Source organism: Flavilitoribacter nigricans DSM 23189 = NBRC 102662, from assembly GCF_002646595.1.
In the GTDB taxonomy this organism is placed as follows: Bacteria; Bacteroidota; Bacteroidia; order Chitinophagales; family Saprospiraceae; genus Flavilitoribacter; species Flavilitoribacter nigricans.
The window spans coordinates 15,775-29,296 of record NZ_PDUD01000018.1 but is presented as its reverse complement, the minus strand read 5'-3'; the positions used below and the strand labels follow the sequence as shown (position 1 = coordinate 29,296).

Annotated in this window: 16 protein-coding genes and 1 tRNA gene; 4 read left to right on the top strand and 13 right to left on the bottom strand. The window is 49.3% G+C overall.

Features of this window, described 5'->3' with window-relative positions; all coding sequences use genetic code 11:
- The first annotated feature begins 13 nt into the window (after window positions 1-13).
- Window positions 14-769 carry a sulfite exporter TauE/SafE family protein gene (locus tag CRP01_RS11330; protein ID WP_099150160.1) on the top strand — a complete coding sequence of 252 codons (756 nt, stop codon included), beginning with the start codon at window positions 14-16 and terminating at the stop codon, window positions 767-769.
- Between the two features lie 65 nt (window positions 770-834).
- On the opposite strand, the gene CRP01_RS42275 is transcribed toward CRP01_RS11330, so the two are convergent.
- Window positions 835-1,008 (bottom strand): hypothetical protein, encoded by a 174-nt coding sequence (locus CRP01_RS42275; RefSeq protein ID WP_170110329.1) that lies wholly within the window; start codon window positions 1,006-1,008, stop codon window positions 835-837.
- 488 nt (window positions 1,009-1,496) lie between these two features.
- On the opposite strand from CRP01_RS42275, the gene CRP01_RS11325 reads away from it, so the two are divergent.
- From CRP01_RS11325 to CRP01_RS11315, 3 genes are all read left to right on the top strand, one after another.
- Window positions 1,497-1,568, top strand: a tRNA-Arg gene (locus CRP01_RS11325).
- A 179-nt stretch (window positions 1,569-1,747) separates the two neighbouring features.
- Entirely contained in the window at window positions 1,748-2,923 is a 1,176-nt protein-coding gene (locus CRP01_RS11320) for a site-specific integrase (protein ID WP_099150159.1), read from the top strand.
- Between the two features lie 146 nt (window positions 2,924-3,069).
- Complete coding sequence (locus CRP01_RS11315; RefSeq protein WP_099150158.1) at window positions 3,070-3,582, top strand: hypothetical protein; 513 nt, start codon at window positions 3,070-3,072, stop codon at window positions 3,580-3,582.
- Between the two features lie 188 nt (window positions 3,583-3,770).
- On the opposite strand, the gene CRP01_RS11310 is transcribed toward CRP01_RS11315, so the two are convergent.
- The 12 genes from CRP01_RS11310 to CRP01_RS43155 form a co-directional block, all read right to left on the bottom strand.
- Window positions 3,771-4,226, bottom strand: coding sequence for a hypothetical protein (locus tag CRP01_RS11310; RefSeq protein ID WP_143473353.1), 456 nt, complete (start codon window positions 4,224-4,226; stop codon window positions 3,771-3,773).
- Window positions 4,227-4,379: 153 nt separating this feature from the next.
- Window positions 4,380-5,231 (bottom strand): ParB N-terminal domain-containing protein, encoded by an 852-nt coding sequence (locus tag CRP01_RS11305; RefSeq protein ID WP_170110328.1) that lies wholly within the window; start codon window positions 5,229-5,231, stop codon window positions 4,380-4,382.
- 76 nt (window positions 5,232-5,307) lie between these two features.
- Window positions 5,308-5,652 carry a hypothetical protein gene (locus CRP01_RS11300; RefSeq protein ID WP_099150155.1) on the bottom strand — a complete coding sequence of 115 codons (345 nt, stop codon included), beginning with the start codon at window positions 5,650-5,652 and terminating at the stop codon, window positions 5,308-5,310.
- A gap of 36 nt (window positions 5,653-5,688) precedes the next feature.
- Entirely contained in the window at window positions 5,689-6,264 is a 576-nt protein-coding gene (locus CRP01_RS11295; RefSeq protein WP_099150154.1) for a hypothetical protein, read from the bottom strand.
- A 206-nt stretch (window positions 6,265-6,470) separates the two neighbouring features.
- Window positions 6,471-10,013, bottom strand: a complete 3,543-nt coding sequence (locus tag CRP01_RS11290) for a hypothetical protein (protein WP_143473352.1) — start codon at window positions 10,011-10,013, stop codon at window positions 6,471-6,473.
- Window positions 10,014-10,015: 2 nt separating this feature from the next.
- A complete protein-coding gene (locus CRP01_RS11285) occupies window positions 10,016-11,290 on the bottom strand; it encodes a hypothetical protein (RefSeq protein ID WP_099150152.1) in 1,275 nt (424 codons plus the stop codon).
- A gap of 4 nt (window positions 11,291-11,294) precedes the next feature.
- Complete coding sequence (locus CRP01_RS11280) at window positions 11,295-11,696, bottom strand: hypothetical protein (protein WP_099150151.1); 402 nt, start codon at window positions 11,694-11,696, stop codon at window positions 11,295-11,297.
- 4 nt (window positions 11,697-11,700) lie between these two features.
- Window positions 11,701-11,898 (bottom strand): hypothetical protein, encoded by a 198-nt coding sequence (locus tag CRP01_RS11275; RefSeq protein WP_099150150.1) that lies wholly within the window; start codon window positions 11,896-11,898, stop codon window positions 11,701-11,703.
- A gap of 3 nt (window positions 11,899-11,901) precedes the next feature.
- Entirely contained in the window at window positions 11,902-12,264 is a 363-nt protein-coding gene (locus tag CRP01_RS11270) for a hypothetical protein (RefSeq protein ID WP_099150149.1), read from the bottom strand.
- A gap of 7 nt (window positions 12,265-12,271) precedes the next feature.
- On the bottom strand, window positions 12,272-12,823 hold the full coding sequence (locus CRP01_RS11265; protein WP_099150148.1) for a hypothetical protein: 552 nt from the start codon (window positions 12,821-12,823) through the stop codon (window positions 12,272-12,274).
- Window positions 12,820-13,380 (bottom strand): peptidoglycan recognition protein family protein, encoded by a 561-nt coding sequence (locus CRP01_RS11260; protein WP_099150147.1) that lies wholly within the window; start codon window positions 13,378-13,380, stop codon window positions 12,820-12,822. Before CRP01_RS11260 ends, CRP01_RS11265 begins: the two co-directional genes overlap by 4 nt.
- Window positions 13,381-13,382: 2 nt before the next feature.
- A complete protein-coding gene (locus tag CRP01_RS43155) occupies window positions 13,383-13,514 on the bottom strand; it encodes a hypothetical protein (protein WP_262510320.1) in 132 nt (43 codons plus the stop codon).
- Between the last annotated feature and the right edge of the window lie 8 nt (window positions 13,515-13,522).

Sequence of the window (13,522 nt, the reverse complement as noted above, 5' to 3'; positions counted from 1 at the left end):
TCTTTGCCTAAAAATGCTACTGGACACCCTCCCTACCCTCACGACCAGCGACTGGCTTTGGCTCATGTTCAGTGCCATCATGATCGGTGGCGCCAAAGCCGGTCTGCGGGGATTGGGAATGCTGGCCGTACCCATTATGGCAGCCATTTTCGGCGGCATGGTTTCCGCCGGTCTGGTGTTGCCTATGCTCATCGTGGCGGACGTCTTCGCCGTGTTATATTACAACCGCGACGCCGATTGGTCCTACATCTGGAAATTGTTACCCGCCGCCATGGCGGGCGTTCTGATCGGCCTGTTCGTCGGCCTCTACATCAATGACGATACGTTTAAAGTAGTTATGGGGATCATTGTGATCGGTGGGCTGATCCTGATGGTCGCACAGGAAAGGAAAGCATTACCGCAGGCCATTACGCAAAGCTACGTATTCGGGGCCCTGTTCGGCCTCCTGGGTGGTTTTAGTACGATGATCGGGAATGCGGCCGGTCCGGTAATGGCTGTGTATCTACTGGCAGTGGGACTGCCCAAAAATAATTTCATCGGCACCGGAGCCTGGTATTTTCTGATCATTAACCTCTTTAAATTTCCTTTTCACCTTTGGGTTTGGAAAACGATCAGTTGGGAAAGTCTGAAAATCAATCTTTTCGCTGTGCCCGCCATCGCTTTGGGCATCTGGCTGGGCATTATAGTCATCCGGCATCTGCCGGAAAAAGAATTCCGCTACTTCGTGATCATCATGACCTTCATAGCGGCGCTGCGTTTGTTCTGGTAAACGAAAAAGTCGTTTATCCGTAAGCCATAAGCTCCACACTTATGACTTACAGATTTGCGACTGCGCTAGCAATATCCCAGATCGTCGTCCGTCTGGAACAATTCTTTTACGATTGGTTGATCAATTACCTTTTCGATTTTCTTTTTGGCGGCCTCGGCCACTTTCAGATTATCGGATTTAGGCTTGTCGGTTGCATTGTCCTGGCCGCGCCAGGATCTGAATCTCTCTATCCAACTCATGATTCACTTATGTTTTTGGGTGTAAATAGTGGTCGTCTACTTACGTGTGTTAAAAAAATAAAGAAACGTGTTGTAAAAAGCGTGTTAGGCTAATAAATATAATGGTCGAACGCTTCAATTTGTTCCCACATTGCCTTAAAATCAAGTTTATTTTCATTCTTTTTTACGATTCCTAAGCCAGCCGACAAATTACCCGACAAATGGCCCGCGGCGCGCCCAACCGCAGCTTTCGGCATGCGGTATTTATGGTCCGAAAGCTCATTTTAGCCCTTCTCCTCCCCTATTCAACTGTACCACCCCAACGCTACAATTTTCATTTTCTCCGGTTTCCTCCAAAAAAAGACTTGGATAAATGAGAGAAAGCCCTTAGATTTGCCCCGCTTTCGGGCGAAGGAACTTTTTTGCATGCCCGAAACGTTATGGATACAGTTCGTCATTCGCCATCCAAAAGGCAGCAGTGCCCCGCCCGCGATTGACCACTAAATTCCGGTCTCGTAGTACAACGGATAGTATACAGGTTTCCGGAGCCTGGGATCTAGGTTCGATTCCTAGCGAGACCACCGATTATAAAACATAATGTTTCTTAAAAAGCCTTGACGGTCAGCTGTCAAGGCTTTTTTCTTTGTATTCCAAGGGATTCAGCGACAGAAACTCATTGTTTTATTTGCACTTTTTTGTTGCATTAAGTAGCTTTAAGGCGTCACTTTTCTTTATCAACTCTTTAGAAAAAACGCCCTCCATGTCGCTAAAGAAAATCCTCTGGAAGTATGACCCACATAAAGACGGTCGCTGCGATATCAAGATCTACGTATACCAGAAAGGCAAGCAGCGCCATTACTCCACCGGCCTGGCCGTCCTGCCTAAAGAATGGGATGAGCGCAACGGCATCGTAAAAAGAAGTCATCCAAACCATAAGGTCTACAATACGCGCATCCGAAAGTTATACCTCGAGCTGGAAGAACACTTTTTTAGCGGCGGCAACTTTGACAATTTCGGTCAGGAAGAGCAGAAAGCAAGCCTCCTTAGTTTTTGCGAAGAAGTCCTCCAGCGGGCGGATAATGGTCAGTACAATTTAGCAGAAGGGACACTGAAAGGCTACCGCGGTCTACTGCGCAGGATGAAGGAATATTGCCAATTCTACGGCCTCCAGGATATTTATTTTGAGGATATCGATATGGCCTTTTATCGGAAATTCTCGGACTACCTCACCACGCATGCCGGCTGCGGTCTTCCGGGCCTCGGCAAACACATCAAGATCACTAAAAGACTGATGAATATGGGGCTGGAGGAAAAACTCCACTCTAACCTGTCGCATCGGGATCCGGCGTTCAAACAGCCGCGAATGAAGGCTTCTTCGAAGATTTATCTTACTACTGATGAAATCGATCAGCTGGAGCAGTTGGATCTGTCCAGCCAACCGAATATGGAACGGGAAAGGGATCGCTTTTTGCTGGCTTACTGGTTCGTAATGCGATTTTCGGATGTGTGTCGGGTGAAACGGGAATGGCTGTTTAATTTGCAAGGCAAACAGTTTTTGCGATATACCAGTACCAAGACAAAAGTGGAGGCTACACTTCCGATAAAGGCCAGTGCGCTGGCTCTAATGGGAAAGCACCTATACGACTTTTCATTTTCCGGGAATGTTCAGGGGAACCGAGAACTGAAAACTATTGCGGCCATGGCCGGCATTAACACGCCTACCTCCCAGGATGGCAAAAGTGGTCCGAAAAGTATGTTTGTGACTACGCATACCGCTCGGCGCAGTGCAGCAACTAATTTGTATTTGGAAGGCGTGAGTTTGAAAATGATTGGGGATCTGGGAGGATGGAAGGATCTGCAAAGTTTACGGACTTATTTGCGAGCTAGTGGGTTGGATACGGCGCAGGTGGCTGTGGACCTTGATTTCTTTAGTTGATTATCATAAATAAGTATTTGAATATCAGTTCGAATTCAAAATATAATACATGTAGATAAATTTTAATTTAGAGTATGTTATTAAACTATAAAGCTTTTAAATTGCGCCGAATTTTTTCCTAAAAAACAAAAAATCGGTTATCTGTAATGAAATATTTTAAAATCGTTGCTGTAGGTTTTGTTTTCGCACTGCTTATTTGGGCTCACAATTTGGCGGTTTTTCAAGTCTTATCGAATCCGAATCAATTTAATTCTTTTGCCGGTTTTTTTGCACTTATTATAGCAGTCGTCATTTTCCTTCTTGTACTTAGGCCTAATGATGAAAATATCAACAAGAGTAAATTAGTAGACACCGACCAGAGAACGAGTCTTCTATCTGAATTTAATAGAGTTACATATAACCTAATAGGAATTTCAATTATTTATTCCCTACTCGTAATGTTTGTGTTTTATCTATCGATCAATTCAGGTTCTAATTTCAACCTACTGGATGGAAAATCCGAACCATTTATCCAAGTAGTTAGTTCATTAATATTTGCAATCATTGTTGATTTAAGAACTGGCCGATTTAAGGATCCAGCTTCACGAATTTCATGGTATGGAGCAGTAGTTCTGCTGATGGTAACACTTACCCAATACTTCGAATTATCATCAATCTAACTAGTGGTTTCTATAAATATTCTAATAATCAAGCAGTTTGTAGTGAAATTTACAAACCTGTGAGTAAATTTCACACCAGCCGATTAGCCATCCAAACCCCCAAAGCCACTCCCGCCGCAATAACCAGCAAAGCTGGTCCAATAGATGCCTGAAAATTGTTGATGTTCGTCTGATTTTCCATGATGATTTTATTTTAATCCAAGTAAATTAAAAATTCGTGCTCGTTTGACCTTTCGGGCCAGTACCGTAGGTTTTACCCCACCGGCAATATCCACGCCGACCAGGTCATAATGGCCGGGCTTTTGCGCCCAGCGTAAGAGGTTATTCAAAGTAGGCGCTAATACGCGCTTATTCGTACTGCCGATATCAATCAGAGCGCCCCGGAAACTTTGCACCAGGGGCCGGATCAGGATACCCAACTCGATGATCTCAGCCTCGGTTAGTTTCAGCTTATCCTGGCGGGCCAGATCCAGTTTTTTTCGGATAGAGCCGATATACTCCGCTTCGGTGTAGATTTTTTCATAGGTGTCGGCCAGATCATCCGCCCGCTGGAGGGTTCTTTTGCGCTCCGGCTTATTTTGCTTGGTGCGGATCTCATCGACCTTTTTATTGACGGCCTGGGCTGCAGCTGAAAAGATATCCATTTGAGCAAGTCCGCCACTGGCCATTTTGCCTTTTTTCTGGGCCAGTTCCAGTTTTTGTTTTCGAAGGGCCTTTAGATCCTGGTCCAGCTTATCGACCTGGTCGTCTGCCCGTTTTTGCAGATTATCGTAGTCCGGAAGATCCGGAGAGACGTATTATTTGTGGGAGGGCTTATTGAAGCGATCGCGCAGCTCCTGCTTCTTCTTCTCTGCCTGGTCAATCTTTTGATCGATCTCCCGCATTTGGGCCTCATATTCGCTTTCTCCCTGCGTTTTGTATTGGATTCGTTTCAGATTCAGCGGATTGGCGGCGTTGAAGTCCAGGGCCTGCACAATAGCCCGTACCCGCTCGATCCAGACGTCCTTCCGGCTGATGGCCGGCTTTTTAGCTTTGAAGTTGTCCAGCAGGAAGTCGTACATTTCATTTTCGTGGGTATTGGTCAGCTGATCAAACTGTCGGCGGGCCTCGCCGATCCAGTCGGCGATCTTTTCCAGGTTCTGTTGGGTGACTTTATCGGAATTGTCGACCAGGGCGAGCAGGGCGTTGACGGTTTTCCCGTCCGGATTAAGGCGGGCAAGGTTCAGGATGTAGCGCCAGTTTTTGCCCTCCAGCTTTTCGGCCTGCTTTCTTACCTGCTTTGGATCTTCGCCGCGTTTCAGCTTTTCGCGGTAGATAGCGGCGCGCTCGAGGGGCGTTTCCAGGGTGCGGTTGGCGTTGGATAGTTCCTTTGCATAAGTGATGGCTTCAGCTTCGCTTCCCTTGAACCAGCGGACCTTTATTTTCTTTCGCCCGGCTTTTTTAATGCCGGCGTAGCGATGATGGCCGGCGAGCAAGTAGATCTTTCCATCTTTGGGATCTTTCCAAATCACTACCGGATCAAATTGGTTGGGATCGAAGTTTTCGGCGATCTCGTTGACAATGGCTTGGTTCAGCTCGGCCCGGTTCTGAAATCGCCCTTCGTCCAGGAGGATCTGACCAAGCTTCATTCTTAGCGTCTCATAGTTCATGGTAAGGGGGTGTAAGAAAGACCGAACAACCATGGGGTCCGGTCTTTCTGGTTTTCTCAGTATCTAAGGGCGCTTTTTAAGCCGCCTTTTCTTCGCTTACGATCTCGTAGATCGCATCGCCGGCGATGGCCAGGCCGATGAAGGCCCGCTGCCAGCGCTCGTCGTTGACGATATCGCCGAAGCGATCGTGTAGGCGGATGATCTCCGCTTCGCTCAGATCGCTCCATTCTTTGGGAATGTTGCCGGCACCCTCGAAGGCCCGCGGAATGCGCGTTACCGGTTGGAAGAAGTGGATAAAATCGGTTTTGATGTCGATCTTTCCATCGCCTTCCTTGGCTTTGGCTACGGCTTCCTTCAGACTTACCGCCAGATCAAAAAGATCTTCGGTTTCCTGAATGCCGTACTTTTCTTCATTGCTCATGATTTCGCTAATGTTTTATGTTTGAAAAAATAGTAGTCATAGTTTGCGGCGGAACAGGGTCCGCATCCGCCGGGTGATCACTTCGAAGCGATGCCGGTCGTGGGAATTAAAGGCCGTCACCGTTGAAAAGCTGAGGAACCAAAAGTTATCGGCTTCCCAGACATAGCGGATCTTGCTCTCCTGGATCCGATCGGCTAAATAGGTGTCGTGCAGGATATTGCCCTTGCTCATTTCCTCGGTCCGGTAGCTGATCTTTTGCTCGCGGATCAGCTGCTGGATCATCTCGGCGTAGGCCGTATCCATTTCCACGCCCTGAAAGTCGGCTTTCACCGACCGGACCGCGTAGGTGTGCTTTTCCCGGTAGACCTCAATATAAATCGGTTTACCAGGCTTGATCGGTCCACCGCCGTTGGTGGTCCGGAGCAGCAACACCCGGTCGGCATTGGTGCTGCTCAGCGCTTCTTCCAATAACTGCTCGATACCGAGCTCAAATTCAGCGGCAGCGCTGGTCGGATGCAATCTTACCCGGCGTGCCTGCCAGATCTCTTTGGCCCATTTGAGGGTAAACATTAAGGCCCCGGAGCCCATGATGGCTAGTAGGATTTCTTTCATTGTTCATGGATTATGATTTGGGGGCTCTTTTAGTTTTCTCAAATCTTAATGTCCTTTTTGGCGCTCAAAAAGGACCAAAAACGCCGGACCATTCAATGCCCAACTCGAGGCTGGCTCCCGCACCCACCGAATGGCCCGCTTCCTCGCCCGCCTAACCTGAACATCTGTTTTCAAAGGCTCCCCAAAGGATGCCTTTCATTTCGTCACTACTGGAGGCGAAGGGTAACGGACAGGCCATTGGCTTCTGCGCCACCGGTGATGACTTCGGCGTAGATCCAGTCGCCCTGCTCTACAGTCTGGCTCAGTCCCTGCACGGTGACCTGATTACTGCCATTCGGGATCGTAGCACTACCAAAACTGGAATAGGTGCCGGCCGATACATCAAAATAGCTGAGCCGAACCTGGGTATCCGCCGTCACGTTGCGGGCGGTCCCGTAAGTAATCAGCTGGATATCCAGGCCATTCAGCTCATCACTGATGAAAAGGGCTTCATAGCCGCTTTCCAGGCGCTCAATCGGCAAAGTATCTACCGCATTGTAAAGCAGCGGATGAAACTGCCGATACTGCTGTGCCGTAAGGGTACCGGTTACCTCTATCGAACCATCAAAAATTAATTTTCTGTTTTGTTCGACTATAAACCTGGGGTTATCCGTTTCCGTGGCCGGCTTTTTCTGGTAAGTCTTTGCCCATCGGCCAACGGAGTACTGAAGGCCATAGATTGCAATAGAATCGCCCGCAACTGCCCCATTGGTAATCCTGAACGCCATTGCACCGGCCCCGGTAGTTGCCGTTGCGCTGTTTTGGTATCGAGCCCATTCCGTATTTATGATGGGGGCGAAAGTCATCTGCTCCGTGTCACTTGACAAATTGAACTTTACCGATGCTGTGCCATCGCTGTCATTTAATTTCTTCGCGTAAAAACTCACATTGTAGGTCGTCCCTGCCAGAATGCTTGAATCTACATTCAGGTTGGCAATAAACTCAAGACCTTCAGAGATGTCATCTACATAATGAATGATCAATGCCGATGTAGTATCCCCGTTGATATCGGTCAGAACGGTATCCGAGAGAATAACATTCCCTCCGTCAAGACTCCCTGGAGTAGTAAAGTAATTGGAGAGCGTCATGAGGTTAACTGCCTCCCTCCTGATTGTTACATTATTCACCGTCAAAGACCCCGATAGATTGCTATTGGTAATGTGGCTGTTGTCAATCCTGGATTCTTCCAGTTGGGAAGATCTATCGTACTGCCAAAGGTCATCGCTGCCTCCGTCCCCATCAAAACCAGTGGCTTCGATCTTCACGTCCGACATGTCGTAGAAATAGTTTTCTATATGACTCAATTGATCGAAGTACAATTCGCCGCTAAGTTCAAATTTGGAGGTATTCGCCGTTGTCGTGTTTTTGGATAACCTAAATGCACCTAAATAAACCTCTTCCAAAATCACTTTACCGGTGTCAACAGTTCCCAGCGCAATGGGATGGTAAAGGTTAAGATCAGTAGAAACGTTCCCGGGTGAATACTTACCTCCGTACACCACCAGTTCGCCGTTCCTGATATCGAACAACTGCCGGTTCCTCTCCCCTTCAATTTTGTAAATATTCAGTCGATTCCCGTTATCCATATAGATCGATACGGTGTCCTGGTTTTCCAAATTGATCTCAAGAAAAGTTGAGCGCGGCATATTCCAGATGCCAAAATCGCCACCTTGCGCACCACAACGGGTAAATGTATTATTGCTGCCGGTTCCCCCGTTTGTAGCCCCAGGCAGTCCGGAGAAGCCCCGCCGACAATCGGCAACATAGATGTTCTCACCTCTAAAATGCAAGCCACCCTTTACGGCGAATCCTTCATAAATGTAGGTATTGCCGGTGCCATCGATGTAGATGTTTTCCGCATGATTGCCCCAACCGGAATCCATGAATATGCCGGATGAAGCACTGACTCCCCTGATATAGAAATCTTTTATCCCGCCGCCCATTACATAGAAATCCCCGGTTTGCTCCAGAGTGAAAAGAAATTTGGTTGAATCCTGCATATCCACAAAAGTGGTTTGTGGCTGATCGTTATCAAATGCAGCACCCGTATTACTCAAACCAATCACGGTAACGTGTGGAGGAATGTACATTGTATTCTTAAAAGTGGCGGTATCATAGTCGAATAATACTTCGTCAATATCCGGCGCTGATCTTGCATAGTCCAGTGCAGCCTGTCCGACTAAATGGTTGGAGTCAGCATCCGAAGTTGTCTGTTCAAACCAGGAAAACCGGATCATTCTACCGTCTGGCCTGATCCGTGCGTATTTATTGTTGGATAGTGAGACCTGTCCAATCCCGTCAGCCTTGGTACCATCGATGAGTCCTTCGACAACCTCATACTCTGCTCCGTTGGACAGTTTTATAATTTTCCCGGTTTCATAGTTTTTAGAACTCAGGTGTTTTCCGCTCAATAAGTTGATCACTCCGACCGTATCTGCGTCCGTGTAAGCAATGTCAGTCGAACCGATCAGTTTCCAGGACAAACTATCACGGCTATCTTTCACCACCTGGAAAGTATAACTGTTATTACCAACGGTAGATATGGAGCCATAAAGATTGCCTTTTGCATAAATAGAATCTGAAGATATTACGGAGGCATTTTTGCCGTTACTGGTCGTGTTTATAACTACCTGCACGCCTAATTCGAGCGTATTGAGCGGAGGCAAAGTGACGGAATGGCCATCATTGAGGACGGTATTTTTGGCTTCAGAATCAATGTTAAAATATCCATTTACATCCTGGTGCAGACTATTGCGCTCTGCGATTAGATCATTCTTGAATAATATGATCTCGGATATATACCCATTGAATGTCGGGGTTTCAACGCCCCCGGTTACGCGTCCACCAATGTGGAATGTTTGTCCGTTGTAATCACCCTTGTTTAGGGTAGTGGGTGAAATAAAGCTGTTGTTGATGAACAGTGCACCGGTATCGGCCGACATGGTGAAGTGAACATCTACCAACTCACCTACGTCCAATGAATCGGTGGATGCCAATAGTGTGGATCCCTGTGCACCACCGTAACCGGAGTTGCCGGACAATTGAATAACGGTTGATGTGTAGCGCATACCGGCTCCCAGTGTGCTCGAAAGGTCGCCGGTTGCAAGCGGCATATTAAAAGTAGCGGAAACCCGCATTACGAGCATTAGGCTAAGGGTGTCCGTTTCAAATGTCGTGTTTGTTCGCAGCAGGATATCTCCACCATCAAACCGAACGCTAGGTTTTGCGTTCTGGGTTTGCAGGGTAGAATTGATGACAATTTTAGGCATCTTATTTTTGTCCGACTGCCTGACGTGCAAGCCATTACCGGAAGAGTCGTACCATTTGGAGATGTATACATTTTCGTTAGGATTTACAGCAAAGCCCATGATGGCGGCGGTATCTACGGTTCCGTTCCGGTAGTAAATAGTTCCGGTCGAATCACTATCATTGACTACATCGAAAACCGGCCCATTGTAGAATGAATTGATGTTCCTGACCGAGTAAATACCATTTGTAGAAAATCGGTCAGCAATTGTCCGACGATACTTAAGGTCAATGCTGTAATTCCTATTGTCGGTAGTTGCGCTCAGGGAGGTATCAGCTACTACAGAATAATTTAAAGTCTTTTTCTGCGTAGTGGTATCCTCAGATAAGCGATTTAACCGCCGCTGTCCCCAAAGCGGTAAACTTAGGATCAGCACCAAAAAAAATAGCAGTTGCTTCTTCATACTCATGGCTTAATTCTTAAGGTTCGATCTTCGGCCGTCACGGTGTAGACCGAACCGGTGATCAGTCCACCGTCGGCATCAGCGGCCGCATCGGAGGCGTAATCCGGAACATTGTCCAATACCAGCCGACCGTCGTTCAGGCGCAAGGTTTGAATACCGCCGGAAAAGAAGCTGAGATAGCCGTTGGTCGGAGCGACCGATCCGGCACTGCCGCCGAAGAAAATGCCGGCGTAGTTGGAGCCAAAATCATTGCCGTTCTTGATCCAGACCCCACTAATATTTTTGACAAAGTTCAGGTCGTTCTCTTTGTTGGAATCCCCGAAGCGGACATCATTGCCACCGCTGGCCAGGGACACAAAAAGATTGTGCGGCCGGGGAATACTGCCGATGGCCACATAGCCATTGGTGTAGATATTTTCGTTGATATCCAGAGCAGGATCCCCGCCGGAGGTGAGCCAGTCGGCATCGTGAACTACACCCAGAGGACTGGCGGGCGTACCATCACCGGTCAGGGTTTCATCCGAAACAACGGTCTGATTGCCCCAGTCATCCCCCGCACCAATGCCGGCACCGACCGTGACGTTTTCCGGGACATCGATATCGACACTATCCGCTTTGACCGTACGAAAGGCGAAAACCGGGTTATCCGCCGGGGTAACGCCAATACTGCCGTCGTCCTGCAGCCAGTAGTCGCGATACAGCGGAAGGCCGTGGGTCCAGGCCATGCGGCCGTCGATGCTGGTCTGAAAAGTATTCTGATCAATCACGCTACAGACTACCGCTACCGGAAAGGAATCGGCAACGGCCGAGGAGGCTATAAAGTAAATACCGGTGGTATCCTGAGCGAGCTGGTCACCGACCGAAAATCCGTGATCAGCCTGGTTGATGGTCGTATTGCAGCTACTTCCCTTGTTGCGACTTAAGGCGATCAGCACATCCTGCACCACATCGCCGGCATTGAAAGTCTGGCCGTCGACGTTGATCGTGGTGGTGATCTGGGAATGATCGGCCCGGGTATCGATGGTATCCCGCCGGCCTTCATCGATGATCACGTATTGCCCATCGGGTAAGACCTGGATGGTATCCTGATCGGCGGCAAAGGGTGGCACCAGGTCCGCCAGGTAGGCAAACTGGAGCTCGCCGTTTTGATCGGAATAGAGCACCATCAGACTATCCGGAGCCCGGTAGAGCTGTTTGGCCGGATTCATCCGGCGCTGGGCGCTTAAGGAGCTCAGGAGTCCGAAAAAAAAGATCGATAGGATAAGTAGTTTTTTCATGGGCTTATGCGATAAAGCGGATTAGAATATCTTCCGTATCCAGGGCTACTGAGAATTGGATCTGATCGGCGATGCCGGCACCGTTGCGGATGATGCCGTAGTCCAGGTCCGGATAGGCCAGACCGCCGTTGATGAACACAAAGATCTTATCGTTGTCCGCGGGTAATTTGCCGTTGTTGACGGCCAGCGGGAGAGCAAAATCGGTACCGGTGAAGTCTTCCTGGTAGGTGGTATACACGGCGATCGCCGCACCGCCGCCGGCCAGCGTATCGAGGATGTATTGCAGTAGTTCGGTCAGACCGGTGAGGCCGTCCAGGCCCGCGATCTGAAAAGATGGCTCGTCCTGGTAAGCACCGTAGAGGCGCCCCGAGATGTTGATATTCTGTAAGTCATTAAGACCAGGCATCTTTCTATTTTTTGAACATGATGGCAATAATGATGATGATCAGGATCAGACTGCCGGCACCCAGGATGATTACCGGTGTGTTGTCCTCTACCTGGAAATCTTTCGGGGATAACCAGTCCGGCACATCGCCGCGCCGCTTCCGGCTAAAAATTGGGCCGAATACCTGCCCGACTGCATTTGCTATGGCACTAACCGGATCCATACCTTATTTTTTGAAAAACAATACGCCCAGGGCGATTACAATCAGCAGGCCAAGACCGATGTATACCGGCTCCAGCCGCTCGTAATTCCGTTCGGCCTGCCCGGCGGTATCGGTGGGGTCCAGTATATCCGGGATAGTCGGTCCGCTCGTTAAGCAGGGATCGTAACCGAATTCCAGCATCACTGCGGCCTCATCGACGTATTTTCCACTACACAGGTACTCTTCCTTACCGAAATCGGTAAAACCGGTCTTACAGAGGCTCTCGCAGCCTTTGCGCAGCGTCTTCTGGCCCGGAAAAAAGCTCTTACAACGCTTCCTGCAGGCATCCTTCGCTTGACATTTTTTATTGTTGAAGCACCAGGCCATACCTATGCTATTTTCTTAAGCTGTTAAAGATCATCAGGACCATCAGGAGGACGACCAGGAGCACTACCCAGACGGGGAAATTGCAGATGATCTTCGGTAGCCAACCGGGACATCCGCCCAGGGCGGGCCCCAGGCCCATACCAAACCAGCTGCCTTCCGTCTGCTCCCACAGATCTCTTTGAAAGACCGTATCGCCGTCGGAAGTGACAAAGCCGCCACTGCCGTCGCCGGCCGGTTCCAGATCCGCCAGGAAAGTGTAGATCTGCTCTACCCTGGTCTTCGTGATCTGCCCTTTGCTTAAGCGGGTCAGGGCCGTACTGCCGGTGGCATCGAAAAATACCAGAGTCGGCGTTTGGCCAATACCGAGCTGCTGCTCCATGCTTCCCTGCGGATGGAACTCCAGGGTCTGCAGACCGGCAAATGCGGATTCCATTCCCGCTTCCGCCCGTCTGGCCTCCGCGGCGTAGATCCCGCCTTCTGCAGCCTTGCATACAGCACTTTCGGGCCGGTCATCGCAGTCGTAAAAAGGATCCAGGAATATTTGCGTCAGTATCTTCATACCTGATGTAATACGATGTTGTCACCGGGGCAATCCGTGGCTTTATAGTCCCGATGGGCAGTTAGGTTTAATTGGCGGCCGGCTTTTCGCTCCACCAGCCGGATGGTCTGCCGGAGGCGCCGGAGCTGGGTGGCCGTCGGCTCGATCTGACTGTAGTTACCGATCAGGCAGATCCCGACACTGCGCGTATTGGCGCCCGATACGTGAAAACTGACCGCCTCCAGATCATTGACCTGGTAGACCAGTCCCGCACGGTCGATCAAAAAGTGATAGGAGATCCCCGGGCAGCCCTCAGCGCAGATGTGATTGCCCGGACCGGTATGGTAACGGGCAATGTCCGCCGGTGTCTGGGTGACCGGTCCGGCCGTATGGTGCACCACTATGGTGTCGATTTGGCTTAAGGATCTTCGACTGAATTTCCGCTCCGGATGGACTGGCAGTTTCGTGCGCAGATCGATCAGCCACCATTTCCCGGCGTGCAACCGGCCCGAGATCCGGATCAGCAGGATCAGGACCAACACCGTACCGGCACTGTAAAAAATGGAACGATCAACCATTGCTAGTCGATCATTCCACTAGCGTGGCCACCACAATTGCACCCTTTGCTCTTGGAATAGGACTGGTACTGAAACCACAATCCTATCAGCGCGATCGCCAGGACCGCGTACGGTAGTATCTTCTTAAAATTCATAGCTTACT

Excerpts from the sequence above, each read along its gene's own strand:
- CRP01_RS11330 (WP_099150160.1), top strand. The coding sequence starts at position 14 with ATGCTACTGGACACCCTCCCTACCCTCACGACCAGCGACTGGCTTTGG.
- CRP01_RS42275 (WP_170110329.1), bottom strand. The coding sequence starts at position 1,008 with ATGAGTTGGATAGAGAGATTCAGATCCTGGCGCGGCCAGGACAATGCA.
- CRP01_RS11320 (WP_099150159.1), top strand. The coding sequence starts at position 1,748 with ATGTCGCTAAAGAAAATCCTCTGGAAGTATGACCCACATAAAGACGGT.
- CRP01_RS11315 (WP_099150158.1), top strand. The coding sequence starts at position 3,070 with ATGAAATATTTTAAAATCGTTGCTGTAGGTTTTGTTTTCGCACTGCTT.
- CRP01_RS11310 (WP_143473353.1), bottom strand. The coding sequence starts at position 4,226 with ATGGATATCTTTTCAGCTGCAGCCCAGGCCGTCAATAAAAAGGTCGAT.
- CRP01_RS11305 (WP_170110328.1), bottom strand. The coding sequence starts at position 5,231 with ATGAACTATGAGACGCTAAGAATGAAGCTTGGTCAGATCCTCCTGGAC.
- CRP01_RS11300 (WP_099150155.1), bottom strand. The coding sequence starts at position 5,652 with ATGAGCAATGAAGAAAAGTACGGCATTCAGGAAACCGAAGATCTTTTT.
- CRP01_RS11295 (WP_099150154.1), bottom strand. The coding sequence starts at position 6,264 with ATGAAAGAAATCCTACTAGCCATCATGGGCTCCGGGGCCTTAATGTTT.
- CRP01_RS11290 (WP_143473352.1), bottom strand. The coding sequence starts at position 10,013 with ATGAAGAAGCAACTGCTATTTTTTTTGGTGCTGATCCTAAGTTTACCG.
- CRP01_RS11285 (WP_099150152.1), bottom strand. The coding sequence starts at position 11,290 with ATGAAAAAACTACTTATCCTATCGATCTTTTTTTTCGGACTCCTGAGC.
- CRP01_RS11280 (WP_099150151.1), bottom strand. The coding sequence starts at position 11,696 with ATGCCTGGTCTTAATGACTTACAGAATATCAACATCTCGGGGCGCCTC.
- CRP01_RS11275 (WP_099150150.1), bottom strand. The coding sequence starts at position 11,898 with ATGGATCCGGTTAGTGCCATAGCAAATGCAGTCGGGCAGGTATTCGGC.
- CRP01_RS11270 (WP_099150149.1), bottom strand. The coding sequence starts at position 12,264 with ATGGCCTGGTGCTTCAACAATAAAAAATGTCAAGCGAAGGATGCCTGC.
- CRP01_RS11265 (WP_099150148.1), bottom strand. The coding sequence starts at position 12,823 with ATGAAGATACTGACGCAAATATTCCTGGATCCTTTTTACGACTGCGAT.
- CRP01_RS11260 (WP_099150147.1), bottom strand. The coding sequence starts at position 13,380 with ATGGTTGATCGTTCCATTTTTTACAGTGCCGGTACGGTGTTGGTCCTG.
- CRP01_RS43155 (WP_262510320.1), bottom strand. The coding sequence starts at position 13,514 with ATGAATTTTAAGAAGATACTACCGTACGCGGTCCTGGCGATCGCGCTG.